Source organism: Micromonospora sp. RHAY321 (genome assembly GCF_023896955.1).
In the GTDB taxonomy this organism is placed as follows: Bacteria; Actinomycetota; Actinomycetes; order Mycobacteriales; family Micromonosporaceae; genus Micromonospora.
In genome coordinates, this window is sequence record NZ_JAMHIW010000004.1 from 1 (window position 1) to 15,447 (window position 15,447).

Sequence of the window (15,447 nt, forward strand, 5' to 3'; positions counted from 1 at the left end):
CTGTCACCCCTGGATCAGTTCGAACCGGTGACGGTGAAGGGCAGGGAAACGCGCGTCGTCGACGTGGAGCCCGCCAGCGTGACGCTGGCCGAGCCGGCCTTCGCCGCCCCGGGAACGCTGACGGCAGCGCCGGAGATCACGCCGTCACCGTTCGCCCGGACGGTGCTGACCGCGAGGCCGTCACCAAAGTTGATCGTGACCGTCTCGTTCGGGGCGAACCCGGAACCGTCGACCGTGATCGAGGTGCCGCGCGGTCCCGCCGTCGTGGTGAGCGCCGCCGCCGGTTCGTACCTCCGCACCTCCTGCTGCTCGGTCACCTGGACGGTGGCCGTCGCCGGGGTCCGGGAGGACGCGCCGGTGGCGGTGACCGAGTACCGGCCAGGCTGCGCGTCGTCCGACGTCGCGACCGAGGCTCGTACCGCTCCCGCCGCCGACGCCGCGACCTTCATGGTCCGGGCCGGACTGGTGCCGAGAGTGACGGTCACCTGCTCGCCGGCAGCGAACCCGCTGCCGTTGACGGTGATCGTGTCACCGGTGGTGGTGGACGCGGACACCGCGATCGCCGGCTGGCGGTTGGCACCCGCCACGGTCACGGTGAACGTCCGGGTGCTGCTCGACAGCGTGTCCCACGCCGTGACGTGCACCGTGTAGGTGCCCGCCTGCGCGTAGGTGTGTTGGCCGCTCAGCGCACCGTCCTGACCGATCGTGACGTCGTCCGGAATCGTGCCGTCACCCCACTGGACGCGGGCGTGGTAGCCGGTGGCGCCGGGGACGCCGCCGGTCACCGAGCCGAGCTTCGCCGAGAGGACCTGACCGGCGTCGACCGTCTGGTCGCCCGGGGCGACGGTCGCCAGCGCGGGGGCGGGCGTGCCGTCGTCGGCGATGGCGAACACGTGGATCCTTCCCTCCGAGCCGGGGTTGCCGGTCTGCGTCGGGAGGGTCACCGAGACGAGCGTCCGGCCCGCCGGGATCTGGTACGGCGCGGTGGCGAACAGGAACGGCTGGGCGCCGTCCCGGCTCGTACCGCTCAGCCGGTACGCGGCCTTGGCGACGACGGTGTTGCCGTAGGACGGGGTGCCGTTGGCGTTGCCGCCCAGCGTCCAGTCACTCATCTGGATCGGGATGCTGGCGGTGCTGCCGTCGCTGAACGTCGCCGTGCCGGTGGTGCTCTGGTTGCCCTGCGTACCGGCGCCGATGAACGAGATGCTCCTGGCGTCGGCCGGCAGGTTGAGCACGACCGTCTTGCCGTTGCCGGTGGCGTTGTCGGGCTGACCCGCGGGGATCACCGGCAGCGTGAAGTTCAGTGCCGTGCCCGGCACCTGGTGCCGCTGGCCCTGGGTCACGCCGGCCGCCGTCAGGGCGGCCCGCGAGTACGCCCACGACTTGGCGTCGCAGTTCGCCGCGAGGGTGCCCTCGTCGCCGACGCAGACGGTGTCGAACGCGGCGGCGAGCCCGGAGGGCGGCGCGTAGGTCACGTCGACGCCGACCGTCGCCGAGCTCTGACCGGTGCCGTCGGTCACCGTGACGCTCGCCTGGTGGTGTCCCGGCGTGGCGTACGTGTGTGACCCACTGACGCTGTAGACAGCCCGCGAGCTCAGCGTCAGGGTGCCCTCGGTGGCCGGTGAGCCGTCACCCCAGTCGATCGTGGCCTTGTAGCCGGTGGCGTTGCCGCCGGTGACGGAGGCCAGCGGCATCGACACGGGTACGCCCGAGGTCGCGTGCACGCTGCCCGCGGCGGTCACCGTGATGTCGCCACCACCGAGTTCGAGGTCGCCTCCGGCGAGCAGCTCGATCTCGGCGAGGTTCGTCTGCGCGGCGCCGACGGTCTTCGTCACGGCGAGGCGGAACTGCGCGTACCGGCCCGGATCGCTGATCGTGAACGGGCGGGTCTGGTTACGCCACGGGAACACCTCGTCGCTGCGGGAGTCGACGGTGCTCCAGGTGATGCCGTCGTTGGAACCCTGCAGCCGCCAGGCCGCGGGGTCGCCGGCGGCCGCACCGGAGGTGATGGTGTAGTACCTCGGCTTCTGCTTGCCACCCCGGAAGGCCCAGCCGACCTGGGGCGTGGCGGAGGTGAACGTCAGCTGCGTGGTCGACGAGTCGTCGAACAGCTTCGACGCGTCCTCACCGCCACCGGCGGTCGCGGTGCCGAGGCCGGGGCCGGTGGTGTCCTGCAGTGGCTGGGGCGCCTCGTCACCCTTGGTCAGTGACGGCGGCGCGTCGTTCTTGCCGCTGCCCCAGGACGACGGGTTGGGGCCCATCTGGAAGTCGATCGTGCCGCCCTTGGCGAGCGCGGACACGTCGAGGGACACCTCACGCTGCTTCTTACCGTTGACCTCGACGCCCTGCACGTACACGTTCTTGGTGCTGTTGTTCGACGCGTTGACGACGATGTCGCCGCTCGTACGGTGGACCGTCATCCTGCTGAACTGCGGCGACCCGATGGCCCAGTGGGCCGACCCGGCCTGCAGCGGGTAGATGCCCAGCGAGCTGAGGACGTACCAGGCCGACATCTCGCCGTTGTCCTCGTCGCCCAGGTAGCCCTGGCCGATCTCGCTGCCCACGTAGAGGCGTTGCAGGATCTCGCGCACGATCGCCTGCGTGCGGGCCGGCGCACCCGCGACGGCGTACATGTACGGGATGTGGTGCGACGGTTGGTTGCTCATGCCGAGCTGCCCCATCCGCACCGCCTGCGCCTCGAGCATCTCGTGGATCGTGCCGCCGTACCCGCCGGGGCGGTCGGCCTTCTCCGGGGTGGAGAAGAACTCGTCGAGCTTGTCGCGCAGCGCCTTCTGGCCGCCGTACAGGTTGACCAGTCCCTGGCCGTCCTGCTGGGCGGTGAAGGCGAAGTTCCACCCGTTGGTCTCGGTGTAGACGCCACCCCAGTCCAGCGGGTCGCCCGCGAGGAAGTTACCGGCGGCGTCGCGGCCCTGGAAGAGCTTCGTCTTCGGGTCGAAGAGGTGGACGTAGTTGCGGGCGCGCTCCAGGAAGTACCGGGACTCCTCCTTGAGCCGCTCGCGCTCCGACTTCGGCGTCGCCGGGTCCTTGGCCAGGGCCGCACCCATGTTGCCGATGCCGAAGTCGTTGATGAAGCCCTCCAGCGCCCACGAGACCGACTCGCCGGTGGAGGTGGGCGTGTAGCCGAGGAACAACGAGCTCTCGATGCCCTTGCGGCCGACCGCGCTTCGCCCGGACGCGACGGTCGCGTCCTTGACCGCCGCGTCGTACGCCGCCAGCGGGTCGGGCAGCTTGACCCCGGTGAGGTACGCCTGGGCCAGTGCGACGTTCGCGCTGGTGCCGGTCATCAGGTCGGCGTAGCCGGGCGACGACCAGCGGGCGATCCAGCCGCCGTCGCGGTAGTGCTGGACGAAGCCGTCGGAGATCCTGGCGGCGACGTCCGGGTACAGCAGCGCGTAGGCGGGCCACACGGTGCGGTAGGTGTCCCAGAAGCCGTTGTTGACGTAGATCTGCCCGTCGACGATCTTCGCGCCGGTGCGGGTGGGGGTCGACGTGCCGGTGGGGGCCGACACCGGGCTCGCGTACTGCCAGCGCGGCGCGGCGGCGGTGCCGGTGTTCTCCGACTGCGAGTTCGGGTACAGGTTCAGCCGGTACAGGTTGGAGTACATCGTCACCAGCTGCGCCTCGGTCGCGCCCTGCACCTCCACCCGGCCGAGTCGGTCCTTCCATGCCTCGGTGGCGGCGGCGTGGACCTGGTCGAAGGTCCTGCCGGTGACCTCCAGGTCGAGATTCCGGTGGGCCTGGTCGACCGAGAGGAACGAGGTCGCGATGCGCATCGTCACCTCCCGGTTCCCGGTGACGTCGAAGGTGGCGGACGTCGCTGACGACGCCGTCGGCGCGCGGTCGAAGGCGCCGGACACGAACATGCGGGTCCGGCCGGCCGACAGGCCGCTTCCGTTGTCGACCCAGCCGGTGAACGTGCCGTCGGCGCCGATGGTGAACGTGCCGTTGTAGAAGACGAGGCTTCCGGTCGCCGGCCCGGACGGGAAGGTGAACCGCATGATCCCGGCGTGGTCGGTCGGCGACATCTCGGCGACCAGACCGTTCTGCAGCGCGACGCGGTAGAGGTCCGGCTGCGCCGTCTCGTCGTCGTGGCTGAAGGCGAGAGCCCGGCTGGAGGGCGGCCCGGTGAGAGGACGGTCGCCCGCCACCGGCATCACCGACATCTGGTTGCGGTCACCCATCCACGGGCTGGGCTCGTGCGAGATCGCGAGACCCTGCAGCGTCGGCAGGTTGGCGGCGTTGTTGACCCGGTGGTACTGGTACTCCCACGAGTCGGACGTGGCGTCGGTGACCGGCGTGAAGAAGTTGAAGCCGTTCGGCACCGAGGTGATCGGCAGGTTGTTGCCGCGCGAGAACCCACCCGTCGAGTTGGTGCCGCGCCGGGTGTCGACGTAGTTGGTCAGCCGTGAGCCGTCGATGGACGCCGGCGAGCCGGTCACCTGCACGTCGTCGAGCCAGCCCTGGAACCGGGTCTCACCGGTGGCCTGCGGGTTGTCGTAGGCGAGCAGGATGCGGTCGATCGTCTTGCCGCGCGCGAGGGCGCCGACGTCGGTCTGCACCGCGTTCCACTGATCGGCGTAGAGCACCTTCGACGCACCCTGCCCCGCAGCGGTGAGCGAGTAGCCGTGCTGGTCGACCGGGGAACGGCCGCTCAGGTAGCTGCCGTCGGTGAAGTGCAGGTCGACGGCCGTGTAGGTGGACGGGTACCGGCCGTCGTGGCCGGTGAACTCCGGGAAGATCTTGTAGGACAGCCGGGTCGCCGGGCCGACCGGGATGTCGACGTCGAAGAGCTTGTTGGTCCCGTACGCGCGGCCGTCGCCTTCGGCGCCACCGGCGTACCGCAGCGCGGCCAGTCCGGTGAAACCGGCCTCGGGCTTCGTGGTGTAGCCGCCGTTCGGACCGGCGCCGACCTCGCTGACCATCGGGGTGGCCGGCGGCCTGACGTTCGATCCGTCGCTGATGTTCCAGTCGGCCAGTTGGACCAGGGGGTCACCAGAGTTCGCGGTGACGCTCAGCCGGTAGTAGCCGTAGGCGGTGGTGTTGGTGAAGTTGTAGATGTTGGTGGCGAACCGTCCGCTGAACTTCTCGCCGGCCCGCCGGTCCAGGTCGGTCCAGGTGCTGCCGTCGTTCGAGCCCTGCACGACGAAGTCTCTGGGGTCGCGGTTCGGTGCGTCGTCCGCCGAGGTCAGCGAGTACCGCACCACCTTCGCGGGCTCGGCGAGCCGGTACGTCACCCAGCCGGTCGAGGCGAACACCAGCCACTTCGTCGACGAGTCGCCGTCCTTGAGGTTCGCGGCGATCTCGTTCGGCGGGTTCTCGGCGCTCGCGGTCACCGCGCTGACCTGGTCGAGCAGGCTGCCTGGCAGTGTGGTGACGGTTCCGCTCAGGTTTCCCTGGAGCGGCTTTCCGTTCGGGCCGACCTCCACGGTGGTCGTGGCGGGCTGCGGGTCGGCCGACTCGAACGACGAGCTGAAGTTGCCGGGCGCAGCCGCGCTGGGCGCGGCGCTGGCCAGGGGTGCGGCGACGAGCAACCCCACCGGGAGCAGGACCGCGGTTGTCGCGGCGAGCAGTCGTGTGGAGCGCGCGAGGGGGGAATGCGACATAGGGCAGGGCCTTTCGCCTCGAACCGGGTCGAGTACGTCAAACGTCTGGGCAGAGTGGAACGGGACTGCTGCGGCCGGTCCTGACATCGTTGTCATGAGGGTTCGTGACGAACGAAGGAGGAGCCGGTGGACTGTCGCTGATAGTTCCGGGCGGACCACGGCCGTGTCAACGGGTTGATCGGAGCGAAACCTGCGTCGCCTCGGATCAGCCGACGAAGATACAGAACGGATGGCCCGACGGGTCCGCGAGGACGTAGAGCGGCTCGTCCGAGTCGTCCGTCCGGTCGAGCAGCAGGCGCGCCCCGAGCGACTCCGCCCTCTCCCGCTGCCGCTGCAACTCCTCGACACTGGACACGGTGAGGTCGAGGTGCATCTGCATCGGGACGTCATGCTCGGGCCACGTCGTACGCTCCAGACGCTCCACCTGCTGAAACGCCAGCTGGGGGGAATCACTCGCGTCCACGAGAACGAGCCAGTCGGCGTCGTCCGCAGCGCCGTCGGCAGGAGGTTCGTCGCCGTTGCGGTATCGCAGCCCCAGCAGCTGCCGATAGAACTCGGCCAGTTCCCGGGTGTTGGTGGTGTCGATGACGGTGTGCAGCAGATGCGGATACTCAGCCATCTCCGCATCCTCACGCACGGCGTGGCCGTTCGCCCGTCGAGCGGAGGCACCGTGACATGGCATGATCCTGCCGTGCGTATCGATCGTCGTTCGATGCTGGGCCTCGGCCTCTCCGCCGCCGCCGTGGCGCTCACCGGCTGCCAGGCGAAGACCCCGGCGGAGCAGGCGGGTTCGTGGCAGACCCCGACTGAGCCCGTGGCCGGTCAGGGCGGCTCCGCCGGCCGCATCGTGCGTACGCCCAGGACGCTCACCCAACGCCTGACCGGCGTCCTCAACGTCCACCTGCAGCCCACCAGCCAGAACCCCTCGCACCCCACGTACGCCGGCGCCGTGGCGCTCGCCCTCACCGGCGGGCAGACGAGCGGGCAGGCGACCGTCGGCGAGGCGCTCCGCTTCGATGCCGGGCCGGTGCTCCTGCCGGCCGCGCAGCGCGTCCGGATGCGCCCCGACTCCATCTTCGACCTCGCGTCGATCACGAAGGTCTACACGTCCATCCTCGTCCTCCAGCAGGTCGAGCAGGGTCGCCTCGACCTGGACGCCCCCGTGGTGCGCTACCTGCCCGAGTTCACCGGCGCCGGCAAGTCGGCCGTCACCGTGGCGATGCTCCTGGCGCACACCAGCGGGCTGCCCGTGGGCGCCAGCGTCACCGGCTATCCCACCCTCGCCGAGAAGTGGAAGGCGGTCCTGGCCACCCCGCTGGTCAGCGGCAGCGTGCCCGGTCGGGTGTTCCGCTACTCCAGCGTCGGCCTGATGGTCGCCGGCAAGCTCGTCGAGAAGGTCACCGGCCAACGCCTCGACCAGGCACTCAAGAGCGGCCTGACCGACCCGCTCGGCCTGAGGTGGACCGGCTTCAACCCGAACACCTGGATCAGCAGCGCGGAACGGGCCGCCCGGATGGTCGCCACCGACGCCCGCTCCTCGCGCGGCCTCCTGCGCGGGGTCGTGCACGACGACGTCGCCAACCACCTCGGCGGCATCGCCGGGCACGCGGGGATCTTCAGCACCGCCGCGGAGGTCGCCGTCATCGGTCAGCTCCTGCTCGACGGCGGCACCTACGGTGGACGCCGGATCCTGGCCGAGAGCACGGTGCGCCGGATGCTGACCAACGCCAACGCCGGGCTGCCGGCCGTCGACCCCGAACGACCCCGCCGCACCTCCGACCACGGACTCGGCGTGGTGCTCAACCAGCCGTGGTTCATGGGCCAGCTCAGCCGTGCGGGCACCTTCGGGCACACCGGCTTCACCGGCACCTCGCTCCTGGTCGACCCGACCCGCAGGCTCGTGTTCGTCCTTCTCACCAACCGCGCCCACCCCAACTGGAGCTGGGCCAACCCCGACCCGGTACGCGTCGCCGCCGCCGACGAGGTGGCCCGCTGGCACACCCAGCAGACCACCACCGGCCCACAGCGATCGGGGCGTCAGGGGTCGGCCACACCGTCGCCGCCGCCCCGTGGGCGATAGGCCGCGGCCTGCCGAGAGCTGAGCCCTCCCGCGCCTACGACTCCTCCGACGGCCTCCACGGTCCACCGGCCGGCGTCCAGGCTGGAGCGGACGACTGCGACAGCCACTCTTCGAAAGTTTCGGTCCCGGGTTGATCGGGGCACCGCAGCTCACCCGAGGAATTTCCGGAAGTCCTCGTGGTTGACGAGGGACATCGATCCCCTTAATGTTTCGAGCAAGTTTCCGGTCTCTGTCCGGAGCTACCGGCGCCACCCACGGTCATCGCGAACCTCCATGGCGCCCGGCGCCGACTCCCGCTCCCAGCCCCATCAGCACCGGGGCCGCACCCTCCAATCGATGATCGACTCTTGTCGATCGATGCCGAAGGGAAGGCAGATGAAGCTCAGACGGTGGATCACTGTCGGCGCGGTCGCGGTCGCGACCGCCGCGGCGGTGAACACGCTGCCGGCCACTGCGAACCGGCCCTACGACCCGACCGCACAGACCCTGGGCGCTCTCGGCCTGCGCCACGGCCTCCAGGTCGGCACCGCGGTCGACCTGGCGGCGCTCAACGACGCCAACGACCCGGAGTATCGCAGGCTGGCCGCCTCGGAGTTCTCCTCGGTCACCGCCGAGAACGCGATGAAGTGGGAGAGCCTGGAGCCCACCCGCGGTGCCTACGACTGGGCCGCGGCCGACCAGCTCGTCGAGTTCGCCAAACGCAACGGGCAGAGCGTGCGCGGCCACGTCCTGGTCTGGCACAACCAACTGCCCGCCTGGCTGACCAGTGGCGTCGCCGACGGCTCCATCACCAAGCAGGAGCTGCGCGAGCTGCTGCGCAAGCACATCACCACCGTCGTCAACCGGTACAAGGGCAAGATCTGGCAGTGGGACGTGGTCAACGAGGCGGTCAGCGACCCCTGGGACACCCCGTCGACCCTGCACTACAAGGGCTTCTGGGCGCAGAACCTCGGGCCCGGCTACATCGCCGACGCGTTCCGCTGGGCGCGCGCCGCCGACCCCAGGGCGCTGCTGTTCTACAACGACTACAACATTGAGGCGTTCGGCTCGGGCAACCCGGCCGACGACAAGACACAGTTCGTCCACGACATGGTCAAGGGCCTGCTCGCGCAGCGCGTCCCGATCGACGGCGTCGGCTCCCAGGGCCACCTGGGCACCCAGTACGGCAACTACGACACCCTCCAGGTGACCGCGGCGCTGAAGAAGTTCGCCGCGCTCGGCGTCGCCACCGCGTTCACCGAGGTCGACGTCCGCAGCGAGCTGACCGAGGGGGTCCAGGCCGGCAACTCCGCCGAGATCAACCCCAGGCTTCAGGCGGCGGCCGCCAACTTCAGCGTGCTGATGAAGGCCTGCCTCGCCGTACGCAGCTGCCTGTCGTACACCGTCTGGGGCTTCACCGACCGGCACTCCTGGGTGCCGGGGTGGTTCAACGATCCGCCGCAGGGGATGGCCACCATCTACGACGAGAACTACCAACCCAAGCGGGCGTACCAGGAGCTGAAGTCCGACCTGATCTTCGCCGGGCCGCCGTACGTCCTGCCGCGCGTCGCGCCGAGGCCGCGCCACTGACCCGCCGGTTCGACTGAGCCGCGCAGTCGCCTGACCGAAACCACACCCGGGCCGTGTGGGGCTGTCACGCCCCACACGGCCCCTTCGTGCGTTCCGTCAGGTGCCCGGCCGACGAAGGCCGCGGGTCTCGTCCACCCTGTGATCCGTCCCGGTGGCGGGATTCCGCGAACCGTTCTAGGCTTCCCTCTGGGTCAAGCCACGTGCCCGACACATTCCCGCACCTCGGGAGGTCGGCACGTGGCAGGCGATCCATCTACCGCAGGGCCGGCGAGGTTATGCCGCCAGCCCCGCTCATCGCGCCGCAGATCGTCGGGGCCGGCACGCCCGACACGATCCGGCGCAAGCGACGGCATCGCCCCCACGCTGGCCGCGTCTCCCCTGGCGACAACGACAGCGCAGCTCGCATCCCTCAGGGCGCCAGCGCTGCCCCGGCACACCCTCGGTGGCCGTGGCCGCGCCCTGAACGACACCCCGCAACGAGACAGCGGAGGACCCTCGTGACCACCACCAGTACCCACCCATCCATGTCGGCGGCCGCCGAGGCCGACCAGAGCGGCGCAGCCGAGGCGTCGGCCAGCCAACTCCTCACGGAGCTGGCCGCGCTACCACTTGATCATCCTGCCCGGCCCGCCGCCAGGGACCGGGCCATCGAGGCCTGGCTACCGCTGGCCCACCACCTCGCCCGGCGCTACAAGGGCCGCGGCGAACCGGGCGATGATCTGATGCAGACCGCCGCGATCGGCCTCATCAAGGCGATCGACAAGTTCGACTGGACGCGGGGCATCGACTTCACCAGCTACGCCATCCCCACGATCGTCGGAGAGATCAAGCGCCACTTCCGCGACCGCACCTGGGACATCCGCGTCCCACGACGGTTGCAGGAGCGGCGGATGGCCATCGGCAAGGCCAACAGCAGCCTCACGCAGACGCTGGGCCGCTCCCCCACCGTCACCGACATCGCCGACCACCTCGGCCTCACCGAGGAAGAGGTCCTCGAGAGTCTGGAGGGGGCGCGCGCCTACAACGCGGTGTCCCTGTCCAGCCCCGTAGGCGACGGCACCGGCTCGACGGAGCTGGGCGACATGCTCGGCGGCGAGGACAACGAGCTGGCTCTCGCCGAGCTGCGGGTGGCTCTCGTCCCGGCGCTCGCCGCCCTCGACGAGCGCGAGCAGAAGATCGTTTCACTGCGCTTCTACGGGAACCTCACCCAACAGGAGATCGCCGCGCAGGTCGGCGTCTCACAGATGCACGTCTCCCGGCTGCTGACCCGTGCGCTGGCCAAGCTACGGGTGCACCTGGTCACCGCCCAGTAGAACGCCGACCTGTCGCCCCGGCGGGACAACGCCGGGGCGGCAACGGCGACTGGACCGGGTGACCTGCTCAGAGCTGGAGCTGCCGCACGATGCTCACGGCCGTCGCGGTCAACGGTGCCCCTGGTGGCGTCTCCTCCACCAGGTGCCGGTAGGCCGCGGCGGCGGAGAGACCCTCTCGGCCCATGAGGACGCCGATTGCCCGCTGGATGAGGTCCCGGGTGCGCAGCGCACCGTCCACGCCGGCGACGAGCTGCTGGCTGCCCGCGTCCAGTGGCGGGGACGACGGCGTGTCACCGCCCGACCGGTAGCAGGCGTCGACGTGCTGGATCAGGATCCCCATCGCGACGGCGTCTCGGGCGTAGAGGTTGAGCGCGGCGACACTCTCACCGCTGCCGGCGAAGAGCGGGATGGACAACGAGGCCCGCACACCGGCCTGCCAGGCGACGTCCCGGAAGCGGGGCCAGACGAAGGCCTGAGCGATGTCGGGAACGGCCACCGGCCCACCGGAGCGCAGAGCCGTCAGGCAGGGTCCGTCGTCCTGCGCGTACTGGGCCAGGTCCACCGCCTCGGCGGCCGGGTCGCTGGCGGCCCGGGTCAGATGTCGGCCGTGGCGGGCGACCGTGACGGACACGTAGTCCACCGGATCCACCAGGACGGCGGTCAGATGGACCAGCCGCGCCAGCAGCCCCGGCACCGCCGGTGAGACGTCCGGGAGACCGGCCAGGGCCACCAGGCCACTGGCGAGTTCGCCTGACAGGGAATCATCGGGCCACGGCGACAACTCCGCACTCTCCTTGCTCCACAGGGGCCGCCCGGAGGCCATGCCCCAGAATCCGTCCGCGGGGGTCTCTTCACCGGTCGGTGCCCCCGCGGAACAGGTCGGAAACCAGGAGAACGAACGCATCAGACCCGACTGGTGCCGACCGCCCGGGAGACGAGGGCCTCGGCAACGTCACGAACCTTCCGGTTGGTGTCCTGGGAGATCTTCGACAACAGCGCGAACGCCTCCTCCGAGGAACAGTGCCGCTCCCCCATGATGATTCCCTTGGCCTGTTCGATGACTGCCCGACTGCGCATCGCCTCCCGCATCTGCTCGGCGAGGGTGGCCGCGCTGTCGTAGAGGTGGGTGTTGGCCAGGGCCACGGCGGCGTACGAAGCGAACCGCTCCACGACGGCGGTCGCCTCCTCGTCGAAGGCGCGGGTCTCCACGCCGTAGACGTTGAGGGCACCCACGACGGCCTCCTGGATCGGCAGGCCGATCGACAGGGAACTACCGACACCTCGACTGTGGGCGTACCCCGCCCACTCCGGCCACCGCGTCTCGGACGTCGTGTCCGGCACGCTGACCGAGTCGCCACTGGGCGAGGAGTCCAGGCAGGGGCCGAAGCCGTGCTCGTACTGCCAGTCGTCAAGGTCGCGGGCGAGATCACTGGTGAAGGCCACGGTCCGTGCCTCGGCGCCCCGGACCAGCGTCACCGAGACGTCGCGGGCCGCCGGCACGGTCCGCGTGGTCAGCTCGGCGATCCGCTGCAACATCCCGTCGAGGTCGACCTCGTCCAGCCTGATGCCGCCCAGCTCGGCGAAGGCGCTCTCCGGGCTCGGTGACGGCTGTCCCATAGCGATCTCCTTGTCGTCTGGCACATCTGTCCCACGGGCGGTACGTCCGTCGCCGTACCCGGATCTCCCGAGCCTCACACCCTCGTCCCGAGGGCGTCGTGCGCCCCGCGCCCGCCGGGCATGAACAGTGGGTACGGGGGTAGAGGCCCGACATGCTCACACGTGCCGTGCCGCAGGGTCTGGTCGCCGGTCTTGTCGGTGCGGCGGTGATGACGCTCGGCGAGAAGATCGAACAGCGGGTGTCCGGCCGCCCCGACTCCTACGTGCCGGCGAGGGTGCTGGAACGACTGACCGGCCTGCCGGAGCGGCCGCGGCGGCAACCGCAGGCACTGAACCTGGGCATGCACTACGGGCAGGGCGCCGTGCTGGGCGTCCTGCGCGCGGTGATGGCGAACGCGGGGATGCGCGGGCCCCTGGCCTCGGGCATGTTCACCGTCGTGCGGCTCACCAACGACCAGATCCTGGAGAACGCCACAGGCGTCGGCGCGCCACCGCAGACCTGGCCCCGTCGGGAGCTTGCCATCGACGTCCTGCACAAGGCCGTCTACGGGTTCGTCACCGGCGCGGTGGCCGACGTGCTGGCCAGCCGGCACGGCCCCGGCCCGGGTCAGCGACACGCCGCCCGGCGTCCGGGTCGACACAGCGACGTCGGGCCCCTGCCCCGTTGACTGTCGACCGCGAGCGGGCGGAGCGTCCCGAACGAGGCCGTCCGTACGTTTCGAAGGCCTGGACGAACACGGCCGGCCGCCCCGCATCGGGGCGACCGGCCGGGTACGACGTCAGCGGTGGTCGTTCGGGCGTCGGGTCAGCGCCACTCCGAGGGCGATCATGCCGAGGCCGAGGAACAGGTGCAGCCAGTTGTCGGCACCGTTGAGCGGCACGAAGTTGGCACCGCTCTCGTGGTCGATCACCAGACCGTAGAGCCAGAGCACCAGGTAGACGGCACCGCCGGCGATCAGGTACGTGCGTGCACCGGAGATGGTGCGGGCCAGGGCGAGGCCGGCGACGCCGAACGCCAGGTGAACCAGGTTGTGCAGGATCGACACCTGGAACAGCCCGAGCAGCTTCGCCTCGGACTCGTGCCCGGCGAACGCCATCGTGTCGTAGTTGCTGGTGATACCGGGAATGAAGCCGAGGATCCCGACCAGCAGGAACACCGCACCGACCACCTGGGCGGCGGTACGCACAGGGTGCTTGCCGGTGGTCCCGGTGCCGGGAACGGATCTGGTGGCCATCTCACATACCTCCATCGAACGGGATGATCGGTCTTGTGCCCCTGCCGGACGGCCGCAAACAAGCCACTCGGTGTGAGGAGGGCACGCAGGTGATGGAGGACGACGATCCGCGCGCCTACGAGGCCGATCTCACGGTGTCGGTGTACCGGTGACGCAGGTGAACAGACGGCTCTGCCCGCGGGCCACGGTTGATCTCGTGGTGTCGAACCCGTGTGCGCGGAGCAGCCGTTCCGTCGACACGACGTTCCCCTCGGCGTTCGCGGACGTGGGCCGCTCGCCGAAGATGTAGAGCACGCCTCCCGGAGCCAGCAGGTCCCGGACCCGCTCGATCTGCTCGGGTGCGGTGCCCAGCCAGAACAGGCTGACGTTCACCGCGAAGATCTTGGTGAAGTGACGCCGGGTGAGATCGGCGGACTCGAACCCCGTACCGCGGATCTCGGCCCTGCCGGAGCTGATGTGACCCGCGTTGCGTTCCGATGCGAGCCGCGCCATCGTCGCCGCGCGGTCGATCGCCACGATCGTGCCGGTGGTGAGTCGTTCGGCGACGAGCGAGACCGCTGTTCCCCGGCCGCACCCGATCTCCAGCACGTGGTCGTCCGGTGCCACGGCCATCGTGTCCACCGCCCACCGCTGCCGATGCGCGGTCGCCGTCGTCCGCGCCGGTTCGTGGACCGGGACGGGCCTGCCGCCGGCGAGGCTCGTCCTCCGGACGGGGAGCGTGCATCTCACGAGATCACCCGCTCAGCCATGACGGAAGCCTCCGAGTGGCACCGAGTTGACCCTGCACACACCTGACTGCACCTTTCCGGGTGGCGCCGTTCGCGTTGTCCTGGGCGAAGGAGGAGTGGGTTCGCGGGTGGGGTCGTGCGGGTGGGCCGCCGAGCGCGCGATTGCCCTCAGCGGGGCGGGCAGAAACGTGGCACCCAAAGACTATCCCGCCGTCGCGGGCCGCCACCGCCCGGCACGCTGCGGCCACCCGGGCCGGGAATGCCCGAAGCCCTCCTCTCGGCGCAACGGGTTGGTCATGATCGAGGCATGTCCCGGATGCCGGCCCTCGTGCGCCCGATGCTCGCCACCAGCGGCGCACTGCCCGACGGCCCCGGCTGGGCGTACGAGTTCAAGTGGGACGGGGTGCGCGCAATCGGCTACGTCGCCGACGGCGTGCGGCTGCTCAGCCGCAACGATCGCGACATCACCCGCGCGTATCCCGAGCTGGACGAACTCGCGAACCTGCTGACCGGCCGGAAGGCGGTCCTCGACGGGGAGATCGTGGCGCTCGACGGCAAGGGCCGGCCCAGCTTCTCGGCACTCCAGCACCGGATGCACGTCCGCGCGCCGTCCGCCGCCCTGGTCGGCACGACTCCGGTCCGGATCTACGTCTTCGATCTTCTGCACCTCGACGGGCGCGACCTGACGAACCTGCCGTACACCGAGCGGCGCAGCGCCCTGGAGCAGCTGGAGCTGAGCGGCACGAGCATCGACACACCGCCCTACTGGACCGGCGACGCCGGCCGGGACCTGGCCACCGCGGCCGCCGACCTCGGTCTCGAAGGGGTCGTGGCCAAGCAGCTCGGCTCGGCGTACGAGCCCGGCCGTCGCTCACCGGCGTGGGTCAAGGTGCCCCTGAACGACACCGTCGAAGTCATCGTGGGCGGCTACAAACCCGGAGCCGGCAGGCGGGAAGGCACGATCGGCTCCCTGCTGCTCGGCATGTACGACGCCGACGACAGGTTGACCTACATCGGGCACGTCGGCACCGGGTTCACACAGTCCGCGCTGCGCGACCTCCTCCAGCGCCTGAATCCCCTCCGCCGACCGGACCCGCCGTTCGGCTCCCCCGTGCCACGCGAACACGCCCGCGGCGCGGTCTGGGTCGATCCGGCCCTGGTCGGGGACGTCACCTTCCGGTCCTGGACGCCGGACCACCGCCTGCGGCACCCCTCCTGGAAGGGGCTGCGCAGCGACCGCGAACCAGCCGAGATCCGGCTACGACACTGACCCGGCACTGC

General features: G+C 70.4%; 11 protein-coding genes. 5 read left to right on the forward strand and 6 right to left on the reverse strand.

The genetic code is table 11. The features are described from left to right. Positions 1-14 precede the first annotated feature (14 nt). Positions 15-5,624 carry a GH92 family glycosyl hydrolase gene (locus M8C17_RS11120; protein WP_252416359.1) on the reverse strand — a complete coding sequence of 1,870 codons (5,610 nt, stop codon included), beginning with the start codon at positions 5,622-5,624 and terminating at the stop codon, positions 15-17. Positions 5,625-5,829: 205 nt separating this feature from the next. After that, positions 5,830-6,243: a VOC family protein gene (locus M8C17_RS11125; protein ID WP_252416360.1), complete on the reverse strand. Its 414-nt coding sequence runs from the start codon at positions 6,241-6,243 to the stop codon at positions 5,830-5,832. Between the two features lie 72 nt (positions 6,244-6,315). On the opposite strand from M8C17_RS11125, the gene M8C17_RS11130 reads away from it, so the two are divergent. The 3 genes from M8C17_RS11130 to M8C17_RS11140 all read left to right on the forward strand — a co-directional run bounded on the left by M8C17_RS11130 (position 6,316) and on the right by M8C17_RS11140 (position 10,586). Further along, positions 6,316-7,704, forward strand: coding sequence for a serine hydrolase (locus M8C17_RS11130; protein ID WP_252416361.1), 1,389 nt, complete (start codon positions 6,316-6,318; stop codon positions 7,702-7,704). 375 nt (positions 7,705-8,079) lie between these two features. Next, on the forward strand, positions 8,080-9,273 hold the full coding sequence (locus M8C17_RS11135; RefSeq protein ID WP_252416362.1) for an endo-1,4-beta-xylanase: 1,194 nt from the start codon (positions 8,080-8,082) through the stop codon (positions 9,271-9,273). Between the two features lie 524 nt (positions 9,274-9,797). Continuing rightward, positions 9,798-10,586 (forward strand): RNA polymerase sigma factor SigF, encoded by a 789-nt coding sequence (locus M8C17_RS11140; protein WP_252416765.1) that lies wholly within the window; start codon positions 9,798-9,800, stop codon positions 10,584-10,586. A 67-nt stretch (positions 10,587-10,653) separates the two neighbouring features. Here the strand turns inward: M8C17_RS11140 and M8C17_RS11145 are convergent, their stop codons facing one another. Beyond that, entirely contained in the window at positions 10,654-11,409 is a 756-nt protein-coding gene (locus M8C17_RS11145; protein WP_252416363.1) for a GAF and ANTAR domain-containing protein, read from the reverse strand. A gap of 80 nt (positions 11,410-11,489) precedes the next feature. Beyond that, positions 11,490-12,203, reverse strand: a complete 714-nt coding sequence (locus tag M8C17_RS11150; RefSeq protein WP_252416364.1) for an ANTAR domain-containing protein — start codon at positions 12,201-12,203, stop codon at positions 11,490-11,492. Positions 12,204-12,355: 152 nt separating this feature from the next. On the opposite strand from M8C17_RS11150, the gene M8C17_RS11155 reads away from it, so the two are divergent. Beyond that, a complete protein-coding gene (locus tag M8C17_RS11155; RefSeq protein WP_252416365.1) occupies positions 12,356-12,871 on the forward strand; it encodes a hypothetical protein in 516 nt (171 codons plus the stop codon). A 111-nt stretch (positions 12,872-12,982) separates the two neighbouring features. Here the strand turns inward: M8C17_RS11155 and M8C17_RS11160 are convergent, their stop codons facing one another. Together M8C17_RS11160 and M8C17_RS11165 are read right to left on the reverse strand one after the other, a co-directional pair. Next, positions 12,983-13,438 carry a DUF4383 domain-containing protein gene (locus M8C17_RS11160; protein ID WP_252416366.1) on the reverse strand — a complete coding sequence of 152 codons (456 nt, stop codon included), beginning with the start codon at positions 13,436-13,438 and terminating at the stop codon, positions 12,983-12,985. Positions 13,439-13,567: 129 nt separating this feature from the next. Then, a complete protein-coding gene (locus M8C17_RS11165; RefSeq protein ID WP_252416367.1) occupies positions 13,568-14,050 on the reverse strand; it encodes a trans-aconitate 2-methyltransferase in 483 nt (160 codons plus the stop codon). A gap of 423 nt (positions 14,051-14,473) precedes the next feature. On the opposite strand from M8C17_RS11165, the gene ligD reads away from it, so the two are divergent. Beyond that, positions 14,474-15,436, forward strand: a complete 963-nt coding sequence (gene ligD / locus M8C17_RS11170) for a non-homologous end-joining DNA ligase (RefSeq protein ID WP_305884687.1) — start codon at positions 14,474-14,476, stop codon at positions 15,434-15,436. Positions 15,437-15,447 lie beyond the last annotated feature (11 nt).

Excerpts from the sequence above, each read along its gene's own strand:
- M8C17_RS11140 (WP_252416765.1), top strand. The coding sequence starts at position 9,798 with ATGTCGGCGGCCGCCGAGGCCGACCAGAGCGGCGCAGCCGAGGCGTCG.
- M8C17_RS11120 (WP_252416359.1), bottom strand. The coding sequence starts at position 5,624 with ATGTCGCATTCCCCCCTCGCGCGCTCCACACGACTGCTCGCCGCGACA.
- ligD (WP_305884687.1), top strand. The coding sequence starts at position 14,474 with ATGTCCCGGATGCCGGCCCTCGTGCGCCCGATGCTCGCCACCAGCGGC.
- M8C17_RS11165 (WP_252416367.1), bottom strand. The coding sequence starts at position 14,050 with ATGGCCGTGGCACCGGACGACCACGTGCTGGAGATCGGGTGCGGCCGG.
- M8C17_RS11160 (WP_252416366.1), bottom strand. The coding sequence starts at position 13,438 with ATGGCCACCAGATCCGTTCCCGGCACCGGGACCACCGGCAAGCACCCT.
- M8C17_RS11145 (WP_252416363.1), bottom strand. The coding sequence starts at position 11,409 with ATGGCCTCCGGGCGGCCCCTGTGGAGCAAGGAGAGTGCGGAGTTGTCG.
- M8C17_RS11135 (WP_252416362.1), top strand. The coding sequence starts at position 8,080 with ATGAAGCTCAGACGGTGGATCACTGTCGGCGCGGTCGCGGTCGCGACC.
- M8C17_RS11150 (WP_252416364.1), bottom strand. The coding sequence starts at position 12,203 with ATGGGACAGCCGTCACCGAGCCCGGAGAGCGCCTTCGCCGAGCTGGGC.
- M8C17_RS11155 (WP_252416365.1), top strand. The coding sequence starts at position 12,356 with ATGCTCACACGTGCCGTGCCGCAGGGTCTGGTCGCCGGTCTTGTCGGT.
- M8C17_RS11125 (WP_252416360.1), bottom strand. The coding sequence starts at position 6,243 with ATGGCTGAGTATCCGCATCTGCTGCACACCGTCATCGACACCACCAAC.